This is a genomic window from Paenibacillus sp. YIM B09110 (assembly GCF_037167145.1).
Lineage (GTDB): Bacteria > Bacillota > Bacilli > Paenibacillales > Paenibacillaceae > Pristimantibacillus.
The window spans coordinates 371877-394787 of the sequence record NZ_JBANSP010000003.1; the positions used below are offsets into that span (position 1 = coordinate 371877).

A 22911-nucleotide genomic window follows, 5' to 3' on the forward strand; every position below is an offset into this window, starting at 1 on the left:
AGGACAAGACGCGATGAATGGAGCTATTCCTATGTATAGTAGTTTGGAGCAATGTTTAATTGATCTTGAGAAAAACGGCCATCTCGTTCGGATTAAGGAAGAGGTTGACCCGTATTTAGAGATGGCGGCTATCCATATGAAAGTTTTTGAGGCGGGAGGACCTGCCTTATTGTTCGAAAATGTGAAAGGAACGAAGTTCCGATCCGTATCGAATCTGTTCGGTACGACTGAGCGGAGCATGTTCATCTTCCGCCAAACATGGGATGCAGTTCAGAAGGTAATGGCTGTTCGCAGCGATCCGATGAGCGCGCTGAAGCGGCCCTTCAGCAATATCGGAACAGGCTTAGCGGCTTGGAATGCGCTCCCCGTGAAGAAGACGCGCAGTCCGCTTGCGCTTCATGAAGTGAACATCTCCGACTTGCCGCTCATCCAGAGCTGGCCGATGGATGGCGGAGCTTTCGTAACGCTGCCTCAAGTGTATTCGGAGGATCCGGATAAGCCTGGCATTATGAATTCCAATCTCGGAATGTACCGCATTCAGCTAAGCGGCAACGAATACGAGATGAACAAGGAAGTCGGTCTGCATTATCAGATACATCGGGGCATTGGCATCCATCAGGAAAAGGCGACGAGGAAGGGGCAGCCGCTCAAGGTAAGCATCTTCATCGGCGGCCCTCCCGCACATACGCTGTCGGCGGTTATGCCGCTGCCCGAGGGCTTAAGCGAAATGACGTTCGCAGGTCTGCTTGCAGGTCGGCGTTTCAACTACAGCTATGTCGACGGCTATTGCATTAGCAATGACGCCGACTTTGTCATTACGGGTGAGATTCATCCCGGCGAGACGAAGCCGGAAGGCCCGTTCGGTGATCACCTCGGCTATTACAGCCTGACCCATGAGTTCCCGCTCATGAAGGTGCATAAGGTATACGCCAAACCCGGCGCCATCTGGCCATTCACGGTCGTAGGTCGTCCGCCGCAGGAAGATACGGCATTCGGCAATCTCATTCATGATTTAACGGGAGATGCCATTAAGCAGGAAATTCCTGGCGTGAAGCAGGTTCACGCGGTTGATGCCGCGGGCGTTCATCCGTTGCTGTTCGCTATCGGCAGCGAGCGCTACACGCCATACCAGCAGGTGAAGCAGCCTGCCGAGCTGCTCACGATTGCCAATCGGATTCTCGGTACGGGGCAGCTAAGTCTTGCCAAATATTTGTTCATTACGGCCGAAGAGAAGCAGCCGCTTGATACGCACCGCGAAGCGGATTTCCTGGCTTATATATTGGAACGTCTTGATTTAAGACGAGATATTCATTTCTACACGAATACGACGATCGATACGCTCGATTATTCGGGGACGGGTATAAATAGCGGCAGTAAAGTCGTGTTCGCTGCCTATGGAGATAAGAAGCGTGAGCTCTGCAGCGAGACGCCGGAGCCGCTTAAGCTGCTGAGCGGCTATGACAATCCGCGTATGATTATGCCGGGGATCGCCGTCTTGCAAGGCGCGGCGTTCACCGATTATGACAGCGCGAAGCTGGAGATGGCCAGCCTAAGCGAAGCTATTGCGGAGAGAGGATCGCTTGATTCATGCCCGATCATTATTGTCGCCGACGACAGCTCGTTCATGAGCGAGACCTTAGGCAATTTCCTGTGGGCTACGTTCACGCGCAGCAATCCGTCGCACGACATGTACGGAGTGAACAGCTTCTATGAGCATAAGCATTGGAGCTGCGATAACGTCATTATCGATGCCAGAGTAAAGCCGCATCAAGCGCCTCCGCTTATTCCCGATCCGAATGTCGAGAAGAGCATCGAGCGAATATTCGTCAAGGGAGCAAGCCTAGGGCATTTGAACATTTAATCTATGCAACGGCCCTGAGGAAATTTTCTTCGGGGCTTTCGATTGGATAAGCATCGTCATTTGTTAAATGCTAAGGGAAGTCAGACATCAGGGAGAATGACATATGCCGGCATTATCCAAGCTGCAGACGAGCTTATTGCTCGCTTTTTTAATTATCGTATGGGGGATTAATTGGCCTGTGTCCAAATACGCTTTGGATTACATGCCGCCTGTCTTGTTCTCAGGCATTAGAACGTTGATCGGAGGTTTACTGCTGCTCGCAGTCGCCATTCCGAGATGGAGTCGGCTTCGGCTCAAGGAAACTTGGGTGATCTATGTCGTATCATCGATCGTAAATGTTATTTTGTACTATGGATTGCAGACAATCGGATTGAATTATTTGCCTTCGGGGTTGTTCTCGGCAATCGTATTTCTACAGCCTGTGCTCGTCGGCATTTTCTCATGGCTATGGCTCGGCGAATCAATGAATGTGATTAAGATCGGCGGACTCTTACTCGGCTTCGCGGGCGTAGGCGTCATATGCAGCGGAGCGGGCGGCCTTTCAGGCCATATTTCCGTAGAGGGAATACTGCTAGCGCTTGGTTCCGCGTTTAGCTGGGCATTAGGTACGATATACGTGAAGAAGACGAGCGCTCGCGTTGATCCCATCTGGCTCGTGACGAACCAACTGCTGATCGGCGGCTTATTCATGACGGCTGTGGGCTCGGGCGTAGAGAACTGGTCTGAAGTCGAATGGAGCTCAGGATTTATTATCGCATTATTGTTCATATCGATCTTCGTCATTGCGATTGGCTGGATCATCTTCTATAAACTGATGGATTCGGGCGAAGCGAGCAAAGTGGCCTCGTTTACGTTTCTAATCCCGCTCATCGCTATCCTAATCGGGACGCTGTTCCTGAACGAGCCTTTCACGATGTCTTTGCTTGCCGGCCTTGTGCTCATTCTTCTAAGCATCTACTTCGTCAACCGCAGAACCAATAGAACTTAGAATAAACGAATCCCCTGCTTCACCGCATATGCGGAGAGAGGCAGGGGATTCGTTCTGTATTCAAAGTCAGACTAATGGTTGATATCGCATTTGTTCAATATAAACGAGATTTGATTTTCAAGTCGATTGATCGTTTCTTGAGATTCCTTGTCTTCCGCTTGCCGTCCACGAAGCGCTTCTAGCTCCTGCTTGAGTTGATGCAGATCGTCTCCCGCATTGGCGCAATCATAATTGCTCTCGAGGTTACCTAGCATGTCTAATCCTCCAATCAGTAGGTAGGTGTACCTGACTATTATGGTGGATTTTAAGCAACTTATTCATTTCCCCCAGATGCTACTTTCTTGTCGTTATCGGTTTAATCTATAATTCCGGTCGTTGAAGCTGACAGATTGCCCTTTTATGAGCGTGACATAGACGCGTTCGTTGTCGACGGGCTCGCCGGCTAACATCTTGAGCAACTGCTCGGAGGCTAGCGCTCCCCATTTGCGCATGGAATAATCGACGGTAGTAAGTCTAGGCTGGACGAATTGGGCCAGCTCGATATTGTCGAAGCCGATCAGATGAATATGCTCGCCGATGATAAGCTCGCTATGGTCGCGAACGTAACCATACACGCCAATAGCCATCTCATCGTTCAGGCATAAGACGGCAGCTGGACCGTCATATTGCTCGACGATTCGCTGCGCTGCCGCTGCGCCGCTTGCCTTACTGAAATCGCCCTCAAGCTCGATTAACTGCACGTCGTACGAACGCTCGGCTACCTGATGAACGGCGCGCAGCCTCTGGTTGGCATCGTAAGAGCCTTTCGGTCCCGTTACCGCATAGATTCGGTCATGACCTTGTTCAAGCAAAAACTCCATAGCGAGCGTGGCGCCCGCTTTATTGTCGAGCAGCACCTGATTAATAAGAGGATGGTGCAATTCACGGTCCAGCACGACCGACTTATGCCCTTGTCCCGCGTATTGAAGCAGCTCATCATTCGAAAATGTTTCATCGAGAATAATGGCGCCATCGATCATTCCTTCCGGTATGAGACGGCGGGATTGCGATCCGCTGCATACGAGCAAGTCATAACCCTTGACGCTCAAAAAGTCTTTGACGCCTTGAAGCAAATCGCCGTAGAAGCTGCCGCTGAAATCGGTTAAGAAGATGCCGATCAAATTCGATTTTTTCTTCTTCAATAGCCGAGCAGCGGCGTGAGGAACGTGATTCAGCTCCGCGGCGATTTGCAATATCCGAGCAGCGGTCTCTTTCGTAACCTTGTCGCTTCCGTTAAGCGCGTAGGAAACGGTGGATATGGATACGCCGGCTTGCTTTGCAATGTCTTTGATGCTTGCCAATGGTTTCGTGCCTCCGATATCGTTGGTGAAACGTTTTTATTTTATCTATTTTTGACTATAACGTATTAACAATTGTTTATCAATAGAAGGATTTATACGCATTGAGGCTTCAATTAAACGTTTGACAGCCTGAATAATGCGGATTTATAATCGATTATATGGTCAATCGAAACGTTTCGATTGATTAATAATCTTATTTTGGAGAGGTTGCGACCGCCATGTCAAATCACAATACAACTCAAACGCAGCAAGCTCAATCCCGCAAAGACATTGATCTGAATGGACTCATCAAACAAATGACGCTGGACGAAAAAATCGCCCAGTTAATACAATTGGCCGTGCCTTTCTATGAAGGCGCGGTTGGCGCTGGACAAATTACGGGACCGATGGAGTCGCTTGGCATTACGGAAGAGACTGTCCACAACTCGGGCTCCGTACTTGGGATGGCAGGCGCCCAGGATGTTATCAATGTGCAGCGCACCCATTTAAGCAACAATCGGCACGGCATTCCGCTGCTTATGATGGCGGACATCGTGCATGGTTTTAAGACGATCTTCCCGGTGCCGCTTGCGATCGGCTGCTCATGGGACATGGAGCTAGCCGAGTTGAGCGCGGCCATTGCTGCCAAGGAGGCTGCCGTATCCGGCGTTCATGTGACGTATGCGCCGATGGTCGATCTCGTTCGCGATCCGAGATGGGGGCGCGTCGTGGAATCGACTGGCGAAGACCCATATTTGAACTCGCTGTATGCCCGCGCATTCGTACGAGGTTTCCAAGGCTCGGATCTTGCTGGAGACATGGATAAGGTCGCTGCATGCGTGAAGCATTTCGCAGCATACGGCGCGGCTGAGGGCGGTCGTGATTACAATACGGTGGATCTTTCCGATCGCCAAATGCGCGAGTTTTATTTGCCGGCTTACAAAGCTGCTTTGGACGAAGGCTGCGAGATGGTCATGACTTCCTTCAACACCGTGGACGGCGTGCCGGCAACCGGCAACTCCAAGCTGATGCGGAAGCTGCTTCGTGAGGAATGGGGCTTCGACGGCATCCTTATATCCGACTGGGGAGCGGTGAAGGAGCTGATCGCCCACGGCATTGCTGCAGATGAATCGGAAGCTGCGCTGAAAGCGATCAAGGCAGGCGTCGATATTGAGATGATGACCTCCTGCTACGTGAGCCATCTATCCGAGCTTGTAGCGAGCAAGGAAGTCAATGAAGAGCTTATTGACGAGGCTGTCCTGCGAATATTGAAGCTGAAGCATAAGCTCGGCTTGTTCGACAATCCGTATCGTGCAGCAGATCCGAAGCGGGAGGCAGAAGTCGTGTTTTGCGATGAGCATCGCGATTCGGCAAGAGAGCTGGCTGTTAAATCATGCGTTTTGTTGAAAAACGACGGGGCACTTCCGCTGTCAGCCGATCGTAAGATCGCGCTTATCGGCCCTTTTGCCAAAAACAGCGACGTGCTTGGCCCGTGGTCGTGGACAGGCTCGAAGGATGCCGCGGTAACGATGGAAGCAGGCATGAGAAACAGGCTCGGCGATGCAGCTGAACTGCTTGTCGCGGAAGGCTGCGGCATCGAATCAGCGACGGAGGAGCAGTGGCAGGAGGCGCTTGCAGCGGCAACGGCCGCCGATATCGTCGTATTGGCGCTCGGCGAGCACTCGGATATGAGCGGCGAAGCCGGCTGCAGAGCGGACATTCGCTTGCCAGGCATTCAGCTTGAATTGATTCGTAAGATCAAGGCGTTAGGCAAGCAAGTCGTAGCTGTCCTGTTCAACGGACGTCCGCTCGATCTGCATGGCATATACGAGGATGCGGACGCGATTCTTGAAGCGTGGTATCCGGGCTCCGAAGCGGGCAGCGCGGTAGCGGCATTGCTGTTCGGCGATGCGAATCCTTCCGGACGGTTGACGATGTCCTTCCCGTATAGCGTCGGTCAAGTTCCCGTTTACTACAACGCGTATAATACGGGCCGTCCGCAAGGGGCGCCGGATGCGCAGGTTCGCTACGTGTCGCAGTACCTCGACATTCCGAATGAGCCTTTATTGCCGTTCGGGTTTGGACTTAGCTACAGCGAATTCGCATATAGTGAAGCAAGCTTGTCGTCGGAGACGATGACGGAGTCTGATCAACTTAAAGTAACGGTGAAAATCACGAATACAGGAAGCGTTGCTGGCGTAGAAACCGTACAGCTCTACGTGCGCGATCTGTCGGGCGAGGTTGTCCGTCCAGTGAAGGAGCTGAAGGATTTCCGGAAGGTAGAGCTTCAACCAGGGGAGTCCAGTGTAGTGGAATTCGTGCTCACAGAGCAGCAGTTGCGGTATTACCATTCCGATCTTGCGCATGAAAGTGATGCAGGTGCATTCGTTGCATTCGCAGGACCGAACAGCAAAACCAATGCGGCGCTGCCATTCAAGCTAATCAAATAATTAACGCCTGCACAATCAAACATAAAGGGGCTGCCGACGGAACCAAACGCCTGCAGCCTCTTTGCTTTTGGAGTACAAGCGCATATACGCTTTTACAGCGCCAATCTCTAAGGATGCGGGACGGCGAGGGTGGCAGTAAGCTCGTATGTGCTCTTACAACGCAGGAGTAACTGGTTACTTGGATGTGAAAGAGCATATATGCTCTTACAGATGGATACTGAGCGAGTGGACGCATCTACGAGAGCGTCTAGGCTCTTAAATGCACATAAAAAAAGCCGTCCGCACCATGAAGGGCGGACAGCCGAGGTTGATCATCCTATTCTTTTACCGCACCGATAACGATGCCTTTAACGAAGAAGCGCTGCAGGAACGGATAGACGAGCAGGATCGGCAAGGCGCCGATGAATATTTGCGAGGCGCGGAGCGTCCGCTGCGACAGATTGGCAATAACGGCGGGATCAAAGCTCGTCGTATTCCCTTGCACGATGATCGTCTGCATGAAGCTCGCAAGCGGGAGATTTTCCGATCCCTTCATATAAATAAGTCCGTCGAAGTACGCGTTCCAGTGGCCGACCATCGTGAACAAGGCGATCGTGGCGATTGCCGGCAGCGAAATGGGCAGATAGATCGAAATAAAGCTTCGAAAATGTCCCGCGCCGTCCATGAACGTCGCTTCTTCCAGCTCCTTAGGCACGGTGCGGAAAAAGTTGAGCAGCAATATAATGTTATATACGGCGACGAGGCCCGGAAGAATGAGCGCAAGCAGGTTGTTAATCAACCCGAGACGCAAGATTAGAATATAACCCGGAATGAGGCCGCCGCTGAACAGCATCGTGACGACGAAATACCAGAGATAGGCGTTGCGGCCGCGGAACACGCGGTTGTCCTTGGACAGCGCATAGGCGGCAAGCGAGTTTACGAGCAGAGCTAACGCCGTACCGAACACGGTACGCTTGACCGAGATCCATAACGATGCCAAGAAGTTGGCGTTGTCGAACGTCTTGACGTAGGCCTCGACCGTGAAGCCGATCGGCCAGAAGGTGACAAGTCCGGCATTGGCGGGCGCGGTATCGCTAAGCGATACCATCAACAAGTGGAACAGCGGAAGCAAACAGCATACAGAGATGACGGCGAGTAAAATATAGTTGAATACGCTGAAAATGCGGTAAGGCAGCGTCTTGTGGTACATAAGCGTTCATCCTTTCAAATCTAGCAGAGTCGGTTTAGAAGATGCGGTAACCGGCGTATTTGTACGCAAGACGGTATGAGATAACGATCAAGACAAGACTGATCATCGACTTGAACAGGCTGACCGCGGTCGCGAAGCTGAATTGTCCGCTTAACAAGCCTTCCCGGTAGACGAACGTATCGATTATGTCGCCTTGCTGGTAGATCATCGGACTGTACAGGTTGAATACTTGGTCGAAGTTCGCGTTAAGCACGTTTCCGAGCGCAAGCGTAGCAACAACGATCAGGATAGGCACGAGCGAAGGGATCGTAATATGCAGCGTCTGCTTCAAGCGGGTAGCACCGTCAACTTCGGCCGCTTCATAAAGCGCAGGGTTAATGCCGGCAAGTGCAGCCAGGAAGATGATTGTATTGAACCCGAACTCCTTCCATACGTCGCTGAAAATAATCGTTAAGCGGAACCAAGTGCCGTCGCCAAGGAAAAAGATCGGCTTATCCAACCCGAATACGTTAGTCAGCAATTGGTTAACAATTCCAGTCTGTGCGAGCAGGTCGATCAGAATGCCGCCGAGCGTAACCCATGACAGGAAGTGGGGCAAATAAACGAGCGTCTGAATCGAACGTTTGAAGCCCATGTTGCGGACCTCGTTCAGCAGCAAAGCGAAGCCGAATGGAATGATTAGATTCATGATGATTTTGGAGCAGGCGAAAATTAAGGTGTTGCCGGTAATTTTCATAAAATAGTCATTTTCGAACATGTACTGAAAATGCTTCAAGCCGACGAACGGAGAATCGGCAAAGCCAAGCGATGCCTTATAATCCTGGAAGGCCATAATAATGCCCGACATCGGCAGGTAGGAAAAGACGAAAACGAGCAATACGGCCGGCAGCACCATCAGATGCAGCACCCACGGTACCCGGTAGCCCTTTCTTTTTCCCGTTTTACGGGCGGCCCCGAGGTTAGCGTCTTTCAGAGTCAATTGTTCCATAGCCCTCTCCCGTTCTATAAAAAATTTATTTGTATATGAGGTGTAGCCCTGCTATATATAATATCAACGCGTACGATCAGCGAACTATAAGACATTATTAGGATCGATAGTGTTTTGTTAGGGTTATTTCCTAGGGGGAGAGAAATATGAAGCGGGGTTCAGTCATCGGTTATCTAAGAAAAAGGATGGGAGCCAAGTTCAGCTTGTTCGCCAAAATGAACGGATTGATCGTCATCTTGTTCATTCCGATCACCATTCTTTTTACTTACTCCAATGGAGTTGCGTCAAGCGTCATCGACAAGGAGCTGCAGGCGTCGAACATTAAGCAGCTGTCGTTCCTCGCGAGTCAGATCGATTCGCGGATCAGCCAAACGATGGACTTCGTACTGACGTTCTCAAGAGATCCGAACGTCCGCAAGTTCAACGGCCTTAACATCTGGGACGATCAATACGACCGGATGCAGACGAAGTATGTCATACAGGAGAAGATGATGCTGCAATCGGGCGTCATGAACATATGGCCGGTCAAGTTCACCGTCTACTCGCAACTTCACAAGGAAGCGATCTCTAACGCGAGCAGCATGGCTGAGTATGACGAGGATTACTTGAAAAGAAACGTAACCGGCAAGTGGAACTACGGCGACGGAAACGAAGTCCCCGCGGGAGGAAGGAAGGCGTTCCACTGGTTTTATACCGATTCATTCGGTCAGCAGGGCGCGCTCAAAGGGAGCAATTTGGTCGTACAAGCTACCTTCGAGCATGAAAATATTCAAAATATGCTAGATACGTACAAAGCGGGAGGGCAAGGCGATCCTTTGTTTTACCGCAAGGGAGACGCGCCGATCCTCAACCGCAGCGCCGACGAGAAGCTGACGAACGAGCTTGTCCGGTATCTCGATGACGGCACCCTGAAGGACACATGGCAAGAGGTCGTCAAGCTGGATGATCAGCGTTATCTGGTCAGCGCCGTGAAATCGCTGAATTTGGATTGGTATTTGGTCGATCTCGTACCGCTTGAACAAATTACGGGACCGATCTCGACAAGCCGCAATCTGTTTTATTTGGCGATGGCGATGCTGTTTGTCGTTGGTCTATCGTCTTCGGTCTTGCTTTACCGCAATGTGCAGCGTCCCATCCGCAAGCTCGTCCGCGGCTTGCAGAGCGTACAGCGGGGAGATTTCTCGATACAGCTCGATTCGAACGTTAATAACGAGTTTTCGTTTTTATTTTACCGGTTCAACGATATGTCCCGGCAAATCCAAAGCTTGATCGAGAACGTGCTGAACGAGAAGCTGCGATCGCGCGAGGCGACGCTGAAGCAGCTTCAAGCGCAGATTAATCCGCATTTCCTGTATAACTGCATCGGCTACATGATCAATATGGCGCAAATGAAGGATGACGAAGCTGTCGTATCGATGGGACATAATTTGAGCGCTTATTACAGGTACATGACGCGGCTCGAGAAGCCTACGGCATCGCTTGGCGACGAAATCGGCCTGATCGTCAATTATTTGGATATACAGAAGCTGCGCAACGGCAGAATTCATTACGATATCGCCATCCCCGAGGAGATGCTGAAACAACAAGTTCCGAGGCTGCTGCTGCAGCCGATCGTCGAGAATGCCGTCATTCACGGCGTAGGCAAGTCCTATTCCTCGGGCGAAATCCGTATCGCCGGCGAAATGGATAACGGCTGCTGCAAGCTGTACGTCGACGACGACGGTCCGGGTATGGACATGGAGCAGCTCGAGACGCTAAACCGCAAGATGAAGGGGCCGCTGGAGGAGGATATGGGCTACGGTTTCTGGAATACGAATCAGCGCATTATCCATCTATTCGGTGACAAATCTTCGCTCAGCTTCGCGCATTCGGAGCTGGGAGGACTTCGCGCAGTCATCGTCTGGGAGCCCGTCCAAGGAGCATTGCCAAGCAAACAAACGAACAACCTAAAAGGAGAACCGCCGCATGCAAATGATCATCGTTGACGACGAAGCCCACTGGGTAGACAGCCTGTACGCAACAAAGCCGTGGCATACGCTCGGCATTGAACAGGTTCATAAAGCTTATTCTGCGCATGAGGCGCTGCAACTATTGGAAACTCACCCGATCGATCTCGTCCTATCGGATGTTCTAATGCCGGAGATGACGGGAATCGAGCTTATAGCCAAAATCCGCGAAAGGGACCCGAAGATCAAGTGCATCATCCTCTCCGGGCACTCTGATTTCGAATACGCGCAGGAAGCGCTTCGTCATCAAGCGGTTAATTATTTGCTGAAACCGCCGACCGATCAAGAGCTGCTCGACGCGGTGTCTGCGGCCATTGGCCAATTGAAGGCGGAGTGGGAGAGCATCAGCTCAAACGAGCGGACCGAATTCACGTTGCGAGAAAATTTGCCGATGCTGCGAGGCCAATTACTGCTTGGCGCTTTACGCGGAGAGCGGCTGTCCGAATCCGACTGGAACCGGAAGCTGGAGAGCTACGATTTGCCGTTCTCCTTCGGGGAATGCGCTCTTCTTCTCGTACGGATGGAGGAGGAGTTCGGGCAGTACCGCAACAATGGCCAGCAGCTAATGGAGTACGCCATTATTAACATAGCGGAAGAAATACTTGGCGAATTCGCGAAGGTGTGGGGCGTCAAGGACGACCACGGCTATCTCGTATTCTTGCTCCAATTCAAAGAGCCGTACGACAGCGCTCTGAAGGAAACGATGCTCGAGAAGTCCGCCATGCAGCTCCAATCGAAAGTAAAGCAATTTTTGAGAGGCTCATTGTCTATCGTAACGACGGAGCCGTTCCTATTTCCCGATAAGCTGTCGGATCGTTATCGGCACGCTGTTGCGTATTTCCGCCAAATCGTCGGCGACGAGCGGGAGTTCGTCATGCGGGCTGACGATCTGGAGAACCAAGTGTCGCATGGCGCTCTAGATGCGATCCATGCTCCCCCAGCTTTGCGTAACTTGCTAGAGGCCGGCCGCTGGGAGGCGGCGGAGCAGAAGCTGGGTGAAGTATTCGCGGAGCTGGACGACAAATGGTCCGATTCGTGGGAGCACTGCCTGGAGGCGGGTTATATCATCGCATCCTCCTATACGCACTATGCACATCGCAACGGACATACGTTAGCCGGTCTATTGGGCGATCATATCGAGCAGCTGCAGAGCGGGGAGGCGTTCTCCTCGATCGGCAAGCTGAGGAGCTGGGCGCTTGGCGCGCTGGACCTGCTGGACAAAGGTACGTCCGAAGAAGTGAAGGACATCCGCTCCGTCTATGTGAAGAAGATTCAATCGTTCGTGGAGGCCAACCTGCATCTTGACGTATCGCTTCGCGCGCTTGCGGACCATGTCAATCTGCATCCGACACATCTCTCGAAGTTGTATAAGATCGAGACGGGTGAAGGCATCAGCGATTACGTATCCCGGCTGCGCATGGAGACGGCTTGCCATCTGTTGCGAACGACCGACAAGAAGGTATACGAAATAAGCTCGGAGATCGGTTATTTGGATCCCGCCTACTTCATCAAAGTGTTCAAAAGACAATTCGGATCTACGCCGCAGGAATTCCGCGAAGGAAATTAACAACATGACAGAGTCCTATGGAAACTAACAAAATCCTATAGATGACCTCCTAGTTGCGCCTGTAAAGTAACACTTGTAACCAACTTACACCATAGGGGGAGAATCAAATGGGTAATTTCAAAAAGCTATGGCTGCCTCTCATTGCGATCGTGATGGTCGTATCGGCTTGCAGCGGCAATGCCGGCAACAACAACGAGAACAAAGGCGGAACGAGTTCTGAAAGTCCGGCTGCGACGGATTCGGCAACGAAGTCCGAAGCGGATCTCGCATTCGAAAAAGGTAAATATGATCCGCCGATTGAAATCAGCACGATCATTATGCCGAAGGAATATACAAAAGGCGAGTCAAAAGAAAATAACGTGCATGACCGCTGGATGCTGGAGACGCTTGGTATCAAGCACAAGGATACGTGGTATCCGGCAGGCAGCGACCAATACAAGCAACAGCTTCAACTGGCGTTAACATCGGGAGAGAAGCTGCCAGACTTCGTCATGGTGCCTACGGACGCCGTACTGACGAATCAACTTATCGATTCGGGTCAATTCATCGCGATTGACGAGCTGTTCGAGAAATACGCGAATGAAACGTGGAAAAGCCATGCTGCCGAGCATCCTGAACTGTGGTACCCGTTCACGAAGGACGGCAAGAAATGGAACCTTCCGATCATGGAATACACAGACAACGATGATACGCTTCTATGGCTCCGTGAAGACTGGATGGAGAAGCTGAACCTCGAAGCGCCGAAGACGATCGCGGACCTCGAGAACATCATGGATAAATTCAAAAACAAGAATCCGGACGGATTGGCTGCAAAAGACGTATATCCGCTCGCAATCTCGCTCAAAAACAATACAAACACATGGATGGGCGGACTTGACTGGCTGTTCGGCGCTTATGGCAGCGTGCAAGAGCAATGGAACAAGGACGCAAGCGGCAACTTAGAATACGGTTCGGTTAATCCGGGAGCGAAGCAAGCGCTCGCTAAGCTGCAGGAGTGGATGGACAAAGGTTATATTCACCCCGATTCCGCGCTTTGGGATGAAGGCAAATCGGCTGAAATTTGGACCAAAGGAAACGCAGGCGTATTGCCAGGCGCGAACTGGGTACCGGATTGGCCGGCTCCAGACCTTCTGAAGAACGTTGCTGGTTCGAAATACAAAGCGTATCCGATCCCTGCTGGACCTGATGGCTTGATCGGTACCAAATGGCAAAATTCCGGCGTCAACAGCAGCTTCATGATCAACAAAGACGCGAAGCATCCGGAAGCGATCATTCTTTATTACAACACGCTGCTCGACAATCTAGCTAACCCTGCAGTAGGCAGTAAATACGAATATGGCTTCGCACAAGGCTACGACTGGGATGTAATTGACGGTCAGCCTACGAATGACAAAGAAAAGATCAAAGACTTCTTTGACGCATTCCCGTATATTACAGGTCCTGCGCGTATTCCTGGTCTGTACATGAAATCGCTCGTTAAGCTGGCAGACGGCGGTACGCCTGAGACGCCTTACGAGAAACAGCTTGCTACGTTCCGCAAGCCGGAGAACTGGTATGCCGCGAAGGTCGTTATGTCGCAAATCGATATTCGCAAGCAAAACTACTTCACGGGCGCAGCAACGCCAACGATGATCGAGAAATGGAACTTGCTCCGTCAATCCGAGCTGGAGACGTTCAACAAAATCATCTACGGCAAGCTGCCTGTTGATGCATTTGATGAGTTCGTTGCTAACTGGAAAGCAAATGGCGGCGAGCAAGTAACGAAGGAAGTAAACGAGTGGTTCAAGTCGGTATCGCAATAGGAAGTTCGAGTTCGAGAACCTCATCTCCCAGGTGTAGATGGGGTTCTTCTCATTCTTGAGCTTATTTTGCCGAAGTATGCTAAACTCTAATCGATATGAAGTAGACGAGCATACCCGAAGAGGAGCGATACAGATGGCCAAAGAATTATGGCTGAGCCTTCCAGTGAAGGATCTGGCGAAATCGAGACAGTTTTTCGCCGAGCTCGGATTTTCTTTTCACCCCAGACATGAGGGTAGCGATGCAATGGCGGGGTTGATCATCGGGGACAAGCAAGTGATGGTCATGCTCGTTCCCGAAACGACATTCAAGCAATTCACGAGCCACGACATCGCGGATACGGAGCGCGGCAGCGAAGTGCTGATCTCGTTCGATGCGGAGAGCAAGGAAGAGGTCGACGAGCTGCTTGCGAAAGTCGATCGCGCAGGCGGCACGATCTACGGCAAGCCCAGCGATCAAGGCTGGATGTACGGTGCGGGCTTCTCCGACCTTGATGGACATCGTTGGAACGTACTGTATATGGACGAAAGTCAGATGCCGAAGGGCTGAGTTTGACATCGACATCGCAATACTAATAGACGAACACGTCTTTTCTTTCGAGGCGTGTTCTTTTAACTTTTTATATCCGCTTCGGACAATCGTTACATCCAAATATCGCTTTAGATACACGGGAATTTAAAACAACCCCATAAAGTTTTCTTTTGCCCCCGTGCAATCCAAAATACAGTCAGTTAGTATGGAGATAAGCAAATCAATAAATAATCCGACTAAGTAAAAGCATAATAAGGGAAGGTGAGATAATGCTGCGTGCGCTAATTGTGGATGACGAGTTCGAAATCCGCGAAGGTTTGCGTAACCGCTTTCCTTGGGAAGCCTACGGCATCGAAGAAGTATTAATGGCTGATGACGGGGATACGGCGCTCATGCTAGCGCTGGATAAGCGGCCTGATCTTATCGTGTCTGACATCAAGATGAATCGAATGTCGGGAATCGAGTTTATACGTTCTTTGCTGCCTGTAGAGGACTATCATCCAGAGGCCATCGTTATAAGCGGCTATGATGATTTTGAGCTTGTAAGGCAGGCGCTGCAGATTGGCGTGCTGGACTATATTTTGAAGCCGATTAATATGCAGGAGCTGGAACAGGTCGTTCGCAGGACGATGGAGAAAATACATCAGAAGAGGATGGACCTGCACAACGAGCAGCTGCTTATTAATCAAGTGAAGTTTGCGATTCCCAAGATGCGCGAGGAGCTGCTGAGGGAAATGGTGGAGAAGGAATACGATCCCTATCGCGAATCGAGAAGAATTCATCGATTGAAGTCATTGAATCTCGATTGGATCGCAAGCGGGCAGCTCACGTTAATCGTTATTGAGGCTGACGATTTGAAGGCGATCGAGAATCGCCGCGCCAAAGAGAAAGAACTCATATTGTTCGGAATCGGCAATGTCGTTAATCAGACGCTGGAGGAGGAATATCCTTACTCGTCCGCTCTTTGTATGGATGGAAGCAACAGGTGGGTTATCATCTTAGGCTGCTCTCGTCCCGAGCATGCGGAGCTTAGTCCGGGAATCGCGCAGCTATGCATCAAGCGAATCAACGACTTTGTGAAGGTAAAGGCGAGCGCCGGTATTCCGACAGCGATTTGTACGTTCGAGCATTTGCATGAGATATATGTTGAATCCTTGTCCGTTCTTGAGCAGAAGGCCGTATATGGAGGCAATCGAGTGTTCACGGTACAGGAGAATTACCCCGAGGTCGAAGGTGCGGATTTGTCGCTTGCCGAGCCGGAGGAGGTGCTTGATCTCGTTAAGTTCGGTTCAGATGAGGAAATTACGATGGCGATGGATCGATTTGTGGCCATGGTACAAGCTTGGCAATTCACCCAATTGCGCGATATTCAGCAAAAAATATTCGAGTGGCTGTTCGAAGTATTCCGCAGAGCCGCAGCGGCAGGAATGCCGAACAAGCATTGGGGTAACAACCCCATCGCGGTATGGGAGCAGCTGGAGCAATACGATACGCTGCAATCGCTCCGCGTGCAGGTGGAAGTATTCCTGAAGTCGATAGCGGACGACTTCCGCAAGCTCTCCTCGACGCCAAGCCAGATCGTATATGAGGCGGAGAAAATTTTGCAGCGCGATTATGCGGAAGGGCTGACGCTGCAAAGCGTGGCGACGGCCGTTCATGTTACGCCGGTGTGGCTGAGCAAGCTGTTCAAGAAAGAGAAACGCCAGACCTTCCTTGAATATTTGACCGATATACGGATCGAGAAAGCGAAGGAGATGCTCGGCGACATTAAGTATAAAGTGTATCAAATCTCGTTCCAGGTCGGCTACAAGGATCCGGTGCACTTCTCCAAGCTGTTCAAGAAACAGGTTGGCTGTACGCCTAAGGAATATCGGCGGCAGAGAGGGATTAACGACGAATAAACAAACCTTAGATCACCCGCACATAGAAGCAGCCCCCAAGGTTCATTTTGCTTGTCCCTTGGAGGCTGTTTTTTAATCTGGTTTATTTTTGAGGAATGCCGATCGTCACGATTTTGAACCCTTCGACTTGAACGGTGTTCGCAATCTGCTCGGATGACTTATCCTCGAGAATATTGCTCACATAGCTGTTGTCGGCGGAGTCAGGATGAATCGCAAGACTCGTCGTGCTGCCGGACAGATTGTACCAGCGCACCATTTGATCGCCGCGTTCCTCGTTGATCTTGATGCTCGAGAAGGCAAGGCCATCGCCGCTCCACTTCAGGAAATGCTGTTCAAGCGGGAGCTCGCCCTCATGAAGCTTGCTGCTAAAGGCAGTCAGCGGAATAGGGAAGCGGTATGCTTCGCGATAAGCAGAGAAACGTTCTTTTTCGCCGCCATAAGGAATGATCATCCATTCGGCTTCTTGGACGCCGATGCACTGGGCGTCCGGCGTATGGAATACGCCCCAGTCGCCGAGCTCGCCAACCGAGCGCAGCAGTGTAACCGCAAGCGTATTGCGACCATCCTGCAGTACCTCGTATTCGTTCAGCCCTTTGCCTGCTACTGTCAATCCGCGATTGCTGTCATGCGTATCGATAAACGTCTGCATGTGCTGAGCGTTGCTTGGATTTTCCCATTCCTTCGACGGCACATTGTCACGTTCCGCTACCTCGAAGATCGAGTCTGCGAAGTGAGTTGTCGCCTTTGTATCGGAAGGCAGAAGGACGCGGATGCGGTGGTCTTTCGAATGATTGTCCATGGTTGCGTGCACACGGACGCCTTTGCCGGATTGCTCCAGGCTAATCCGAGTCACGATCCGCAGCGGTGCAAGCTCGCTCGATCTGCCTGCCTTGCGCTGGCGGAATTCTACCATCGCATTGACCTCTTTAGCTAGTTGCTCATCTGCGCTCGCTGGAATCGAAAGCTCATGGACGACCTCAATCGTCGCGCGATATGGCGTATCTTCAACAATAGCAATAGCAGATGCTTTAACGCCTTTGGTTGTAATCGCGATATCGCCGTTCGGCTGCTTGAAAATATATTCGTTGCCGATATCGCCTACGTTCTCGTAATGGCCAAGGTTCGAATATTGTTGTTTGTTCCGCTTGTCATAAAGCGAGTAGCTGCCATCTTCTTCGACCGTTATCTTGAGAAGGCCGTTCTCGAGCGTTCTATCATCCTTGACTAAGGATGAAGGCTCAAGCTCGCCGGAATCTTCTGCCGTAATCCAAGCAAACGTCGAATATCCCATTGCCGGCATCGTGCCTGTCTCGAAGGTCAGGCGCATAGCGCGAGCCATGTACGGCTGACGGAACTTATCGCTTGGCAGCTCATAGCCGAACCTGACGCCAAGATCCTCTGCCGTGCAGGCGAGGCGTTCTCCGGCAGCGTTCACGAGGTACCCGCGTCCATGTGTTCTTGCTCTAACGATGCCGGCGATCTCGATTGGATCTTCACTTTGATTGAAGAAGCGGTGCGACCATTCGACCTCGGTCGTAATGACGCTAGACCCTTCATAACCGCTTGTGTTGAATACGACAAGAGGAGCTGCCGCTTCACCGTAAGACGCGAAGCTAGACGTATCGATCTTGCCGCTAATGAACCTGGCGCTCTCCGCCGTTAAGGCTTTGCCGACCTCCATGCTTTTCGCGAAGCGGGTCTTCATCTCGTGATACACTTCGTCGACGCTGCAGCCGCAGATGCTGTCATGCGGATGGTTCTGCATGAGCGTCTTCCAAGCGTATTGGAGCATGCCATGCGGATACGGCTTGCCCAATTGGTGGGCGATCGCGGCGATCGGCTCTGTTACTTTCTCTAGCAGCGTTTGGTTTTGTGCATTGAGCTGCTTAATATAGACGCGAGCCGACGCCGTATTAACGAGCGAATACCAGCCGTCTGTCTTCTGACCGCGGAGCTCGCCGCGCGTTAGGCTTAAGTTCGCAGGCAGCTCAGCTTGCACGGCTGCCACGTAATCGTCGTAGTTCGAATGGACGAACTCGTAATCAGGGAACAGCTCTCGTGCGACGCGGAGCGCCTCAGACAGGTTCGTCTGTACCGGCTGATGGTCGCAGCCGTTCATCAGCAACAGATGCGGCGTCGATGCGAACTGCTCCGCTCTTGCCAGCCGGTGCTCCCAGTACCCTTTCGCTTCAGCCGGATCGACGGGAATCTCCATCCCGTTGTTGTACCAGTTCGCGAACAACAATCCGAGTACCGTCGAGCCGTCGGGGGACTGCCAGAGCAGCTCGGAATAAGGCGATTCAAGCGAAGGGCCTTCTTCGACCCGGTTGTTGAAGCCGGTAGCCTTGACGCCTCTGCCGAATACGGCAGTGCCGATGCCGGCTTGCTGCAGCAGCTGCGCGGCCTGGCCCATGTTGCCGAATGAATCAGGGAAGTAACCGAGCTTCGAGATCGGACCGAACTTCGCTGCGTCGCGGTGTCCGATTTGCAAGTTGCGAACGTTGGCTTCGCTGCTCGTAAGGAATTCGTCCTGGAGAATATACCATGGGCCGAGCGATAACTTGCCTTCGTCACATAACTTCTGAATGAGGTCGCGTTTCTCGGGATACACCTGCAAATAATCGTCCAGCACAATCGTTTGTCCATCTAAATAAAAGCTGCGGAATTCGGGATCTTTCTCGAACGTCTCCAGCAGCGTGTCCATCGTTTCGATCAGCTTCACGTGATGGGCTTCATAAGGCATATACCATTCGCGATCCCAGTGGGTATGCGATATGACGTGTACAACCCGCTTCGATGCAGTCATTGTTGTTCCTCTTTTCCATGAAGGTTAAGTGTTACGGAACTAGTGTAAATAATCGGCCATCACCGAACAATGAGAGAAAAGCAAACTTTAAGGGGGATTGTTGTCGCCTTCCTGTAAGAGAGGAGCGAGCGAATGCATGAATGTGAAAATACAGCTTGCATGAAAGCGTTTGTATGATTAAAATCGAGGACGAGCATGTTCAATCGATTATTGAATGCTAAAGCTAGAATGAGGAAAGGAGGCAGGCACTTGTGAAAAAAGTATCGTTCCGATTGGCATCATCGTTTCGTAATCGAATGATCCTTATCTTTCTTGTTATTATCATCGTGCCTTTCCTGCTTTTCGCCTATTACGCTCATATTAAGTCCATAGAGGGCATTTCCAATACGAATACGAAGATGACGATGAGTTATCTCCAGCAAGCGAAGAAAAACTTCGAAATTTACTTAAACAGGCTGAACGAGCAAGTGAATGAGGTTATCGGGGACAAATCCGTTCAGGAGTTGCTGGAGCGGGAGCCAATTACCGATATGGATGAAGAGGCTTTTGCCGTCAGTATGGTCAATGCGCTGCACAATGCAACACAAGTTATTGATGGCTTCCGAGTAAAGGTGTATCCGATGAATCCGGCCAAGTTCCCGAATTACATGAGAATGATCGACGAGTCGAGGCGCATCGGCGACGAGTATTGGTTCCAGCGCTCTAGGGCTACGGTAAGTCCGACCTGGTATTTAACAATGCCAAGGCAAGGGAAATACAGCAGGCCGCTGCTGACATATGTCAAACGATTTTCCGGTTTATACGATCAGAAGTTAAGGGGTATTATTGCAACGGATTTATCCGAAGATTATTTAAGACGGTTTTTCTCGCCGTCAGACCAGCTTCAGGATCAGAAAATGCTGCTGATCAACGAGAAAGGGGTCGTCCACTATGATTCCTCGGTCAATCAATGGACGGGAAAGGTGTTTCCTTCGGCATCGTTTATTGCAAAAATTCAAGGAAGCGAATCGGGTTCAGAGTCGCTTACGATTGACGGACAGACGTTTCTCGCAACGTATCTGAACATGGCGAACCATCCTTGGACGATTGTGAGCTTAACGCCGCTGCATGAGCTGACGAGCACGATCGACGAGATTAATCGGATGCTTGTCTACTTTCTCATCATTTATTTAATTTGCGGATTTAGTGTTGTGGTATACATTACCGCAACGTATACACAGCCGATAGCTCATCTCGTTCGGCTGATGCGAAGACTCGAAGCGGATAATCTTCATTATTTGCTGCCATGGTCGTCGCGCAAGGATGAGGTCGGGTGGCTGTACAGAGGCGTTAGCAATCTGGTTTCGCGTATCGAAGGGCTCATTGAGGAAGGAGCGCGCGCTGAACGGAACAAGAAGGCGCTTGAATTCCAAGTGCTCAGTCATCAGATCAATCCTCACTTCCTCTACAATACGCTCGAGTCCATTAGATGGAAGGCCGAGAATCATGGTCGTAGCGACATCAGCGAAATGGTGTCGTCGCTTGGCAATCTGCTGCGGCTTAGCTTGAATCAGGGCAAAGAAATTACGACGCTGCGGCGCGAGATCGAGCAAGTAAAGGCTTATGTGTCGATTGAGCAAGCGCGCATGGGCAAGACCGTTCGTATTTTATACGCATGTGACGATACGATAATGGATTCTCCGTTCCTCAGACTGTTGCTTCAGCCTTTGGTCGAGAACGCGATTCAACATAGCGTCCGTGACGATTTCGATAAGGGCAAGATTATGATTACGGCTGCCAAGGAGGATGCAGATCTCGTACTTGTAATCGCCGATAACGGAAAAGGGATCCCGCAGCATGTGCTTGAGCAGCTCGAGCAAGAGGAACAGCCTAGCGACCAATACTCGCATGCGCGCAGAGGCGTCGGGCTTCGCAACGTCAACGACCGGTTAAAGCTTTATTTTGGCGACAATTACAAGCTGCGTATCGAGACTGGACCTGAGATCGGCACCAGGATCACTCTTCGCCACCCGATACTGCAAGAAGGCCAAGAACTGGATACAATCGGAAACGGATAGAGCCAATCTCTAAGGAGGCATAGCCTTGAAAAGCAGACAATCAATTGCATATGCGAAGAGCATGCTGCTGCTTGCCATTCTCTCCATCACCCTTACCGCATGTACCATAGAAGGATGGCCTGGCGTCGATGGCAAGAATGGACGCAAGCCCTCGGACGATCAGCAGACAGTAGAGAGGACACCGGTTGAATTGAAGCTATTAACCTGGTCGGACGAAACGTACCAGGAGCTCTATGACATGTTCAATCGCAAGTATCCATGGATCACAATAAAGCCGATTTATATTACGAATGGAGGAGACCCGGCAATCGTCGCGAAGATTCAGGAGCTGCAGGCCGCGGGAACGCCTGCCGACCTGACGTGGGTCGCTGGCGATTTGCTCCAATACGAGCAACAAGGATTGCTCGAGAATTTGAAGCCTTACATGGATGCGGACGCTTCCTTCCGAGAGAAGGAGCTTCCCGACGGATATTTCAATATGATGGCGTTCTCCGGCCGCAGACTGGCTGTACCGTTCGTCGATGTGCCGATGTGGATCGTCGTAAACAAAGATTTGCTTAAGAAGAACGGCGTTGAGATGCCGCCGAACAACTGGACGTTCGATGACTTCAGGGAAATCGCGAAGAAGGTGACAGACCCCTCAGCCGGTGAATACGGTTTAACGACGAGCAGCGACTTTGTTATGCGACTGCTTCCGATGAAGTCGGCTGCGGACGGGCATGCTCCGAATTTGTCTTATATGAATGAAAATCTTAACCAGAGTCTGCTGAACACGCCGGAAGTAATGGCTGACGTTCGTTGGCTGACGGAATTCGTTACCGTGGACGGCACGATGCAATCGTGGGAGGAAGCGACCAAGCAAGGCGATGTAACGAGAGATTTCCTGAACGGCAAGACAGCATTCGAAGTCGGAGGAGACTGGCTGCTGCCGCGATTGCAGAAAAATGCGAAGTTTGAATGGGACATTCTCCCGTTTCCGCGCGGCAAGATCAATCAGTATTCGTTCCATATCTATGGACCGCTGGCGCTGCTTAGCGGCTCGAAGCACAAGGACGAGGCGTACAAATGGATTAGCTTCCAGTTTGAGATGGAAGCGCAGAAGTGGAAGATGGAGAAGGGAGCTAACGCTTCCGTCTTGGATCCCGAGCTAACCGCTTATCTTGACAAAGTGCCGCTCTGGCAAGGCAAAAATCTCGAGGCGGTCAAGATGACGAAGGATAACGGCCTCGTTCTGCCTGGCGCAACGATACCATGGTTCTCGGAATACGATTGGATCAACGTCATTAATGATATCGTTTTTGGCGGTTCGGACCCGAATCGTGTCATCGCTTCGACGGATGCGTGGAATAAGAAAACGTTGGAGCTGCGACAGCAGTGGAAGCGAAACTAAATTAAATACTGTTCAAATACAAGGCCGTTCTCACATGAGGACGGCCTTGTTATCGTCT

15 protein-coding genes are annotated in these 22911 nt (G+C 51.2%); 10 read left to right on the top strand and 5 right to left on the bottom strand.

Annotated elements, in window-relative coordinates; all coding sequences use genetic code 11:
- Positions 1-31 precede the first annotated feature (31 nt).
- Positions 32-1861 carry a UbiD family decarboxylase gene (locus tag V8F51_RS06185; protein WP_337099235.1) on the top strand — a complete coding sequence of 610 codons (1830 nt, stop codon included), beginning with the start codon at positions 32-34 and terminating at the stop codon, positions 1859-1861.
- 103 nt (positions 1862-1964) lie between these two features.
- On the top strand, positions 1965-2849 hold the full coding sequence (locus V8F51_RS06190) for a DMT family transporter (protein WP_337099236.1): 885 nt from the start codon (positions 1965-1967) through the stop codon (positions 2847-2849).
- 71 nt (positions 2850-2920) lie between these two features.
- On the opposite strand, the gene V8F51_RS06195 is transcribed toward V8F51_RS06190, so the two are convergent.
- The gene (locus V8F51_RS06195; protein WP_337099237.1) at positions 2921-3103 is read right to left on the bottom strand and encodes a DUF2524 domain-containing protein; all 183 of its coding nucleotides are present in this window, start codon (positions 3101-3103) and stop codon (positions 2921-2923) included.
- Positions 3104-3196: 93 nt separating this feature from the next.
- Positions 3197-4189 carry a LacI family DNA-binding transcriptional regulator gene (locus V8F51_RS06200; protein ID WP_337099238.1) on the bottom strand — a complete coding sequence of 331 codons (993 nt, stop codon included), beginning with the start codon at positions 4187-4189 and terminating at the stop codon, positions 3197-3199.
- 218 nt (positions 4190-4407) lie between these two features.
- Between V8F51_RS06200 and bglX the strand changes: the two genes are divergently transcribed.
- Positions 4408-6618 carry a beta-glucosidase BglX gene (gene bglX / locus V8F51_RS06205; protein ID WP_337099239.1) on the top strand — a complete coding sequence of 737 codons (2211 nt, stop codon included), beginning with the start codon at positions 4408-4410 and terminating at the stop codon, positions 6616-6618.
- 316 nt (positions 6619-6934) lie between these two features.
- Here bglX and V8F51_RS06210 read toward each other — a convergent pair whose 3' ends face one another.
- On the bottom strand, positions 6935-7807 hold the full coding sequence (locus V8F51_RS06210; protein ID WP_337099240.1) for a carbohydrate ABC transporter permease: 873 nt from the start codon (positions 7805-7807) through the stop codon (positions 6935-6937).
- Positions 7808-7841: 34 nt separating this feature from the next.
- Positions 7842-8795, bottom strand: a complete 954-nt coding sequence (locus V8F51_RS06215; RefSeq protein WP_337099241.1) for an ABC transporter permease — start codon at positions 8793-8795, stop codon at positions 7842-7844.
- 146 nt (positions 8796-8941) lie between these two features.
- On the opposite strand from V8F51_RS06215, the gene V8F51_RS06220 reads away from it, so the two are divergent.
- The 5 genes from V8F51_RS06220 (at position 8942) to V8F51_RS06240 (ending at position 16600) form a co-directional block, all read left to right on the top strand.
- Positions 8942-10780 (top strand): sensor histidine kinase, encoded by a 1839-nt coding sequence (locus V8F51_RS06220; RefSeq protein WP_337099242.1) that lies wholly within the window; start codon positions 8942-8944, stop codon positions 10778-10780.
- Complete coding sequence (locus tag V8F51_RS06225) at positions 10761-12368, top strand: response regulator transcription factor (protein ID WP_337099243.1); 1608 nt, start codon at positions 10761-10763, stop codon at positions 12366-12368. The genes V8F51_RS06220 and V8F51_RS06225 overlap by 20 nt, the downstream gene beginning before the upstream one ends.
- 107 nt (positions 12369-12475) lie before the next feature.
- Entirely contained in the window at positions 12476-14170 is a 1695-nt protein-coding gene (locus V8F51_RS06230; protein ID WP_337099244.1) for an ABC transporter substrate-binding protein, read from the top strand.
- Between the two features lie 133 nt (positions 14171-14303).
- Positions 14304-14717, top strand: a complete 414-nt coding sequence (locus tag V8F51_RS06235; RefSeq protein ID WP_337099245.1) for a VOC family protein — start codon at positions 14304-14306, stop codon at positions 14715-14717.
- Between the two features lie 251 nt (positions 14718-14968).
- Positions 14969-16600 (top strand): response regulator transcription factor, encoded by a 1632-nt coding sequence (locus V8F51_RS06240; RefSeq protein WP_337099246.1) that lies wholly within the window; start codon positions 14969-14971, stop codon positions 16598-16600.
- A gap of 82 nt (positions 16601-16682) precedes the next feature.
- Here the strand turns inward: V8F51_RS06240 and V8F51_RS06245 are convergent, their stop codons facing one another.
- Positions 16683-19406, bottom strand: a complete 2724-nt coding sequence (locus V8F51_RS06245) for an alpha-mannosidase (RefSeq protein WP_337099247.1) — start codon at positions 19404-19406, stop codon at positions 16683-16685.
- A 251-nt stretch (positions 19407-19657) separates the two neighbouring features.
- Between V8F51_RS06245 and V8F51_RS06250 the strand changes: the two genes are divergently transcribed.
- Both V8F51_RS06250 and V8F51_RS06255 read left to right on the top strand, forming a co-directional pair.
- Positions 19658-21463: a sensor histidine kinase gene (locus V8F51_RS06250; RefSeq protein ID WP_337099248.1), complete on the top strand. Its 1806-nt coding sequence runs from the start codon at positions 19658-19660 to the stop codon at positions 21461-21463.
- Positions 21464-21488: 25 nt separating this feature from the next.
- Positions 21489-22853 carry an ABC transporter substrate-binding protein gene (locus V8F51_RS06255; RefSeq protein ID WP_337099249.1) on the top strand — a complete coding sequence of 455 codons (1365 nt, stop codon included), beginning with the start codon at positions 21489-21491 and terminating at the stop codon, positions 22851-22853.
- Positions 22854-22911: the final 58 nt, after the last annotated feature.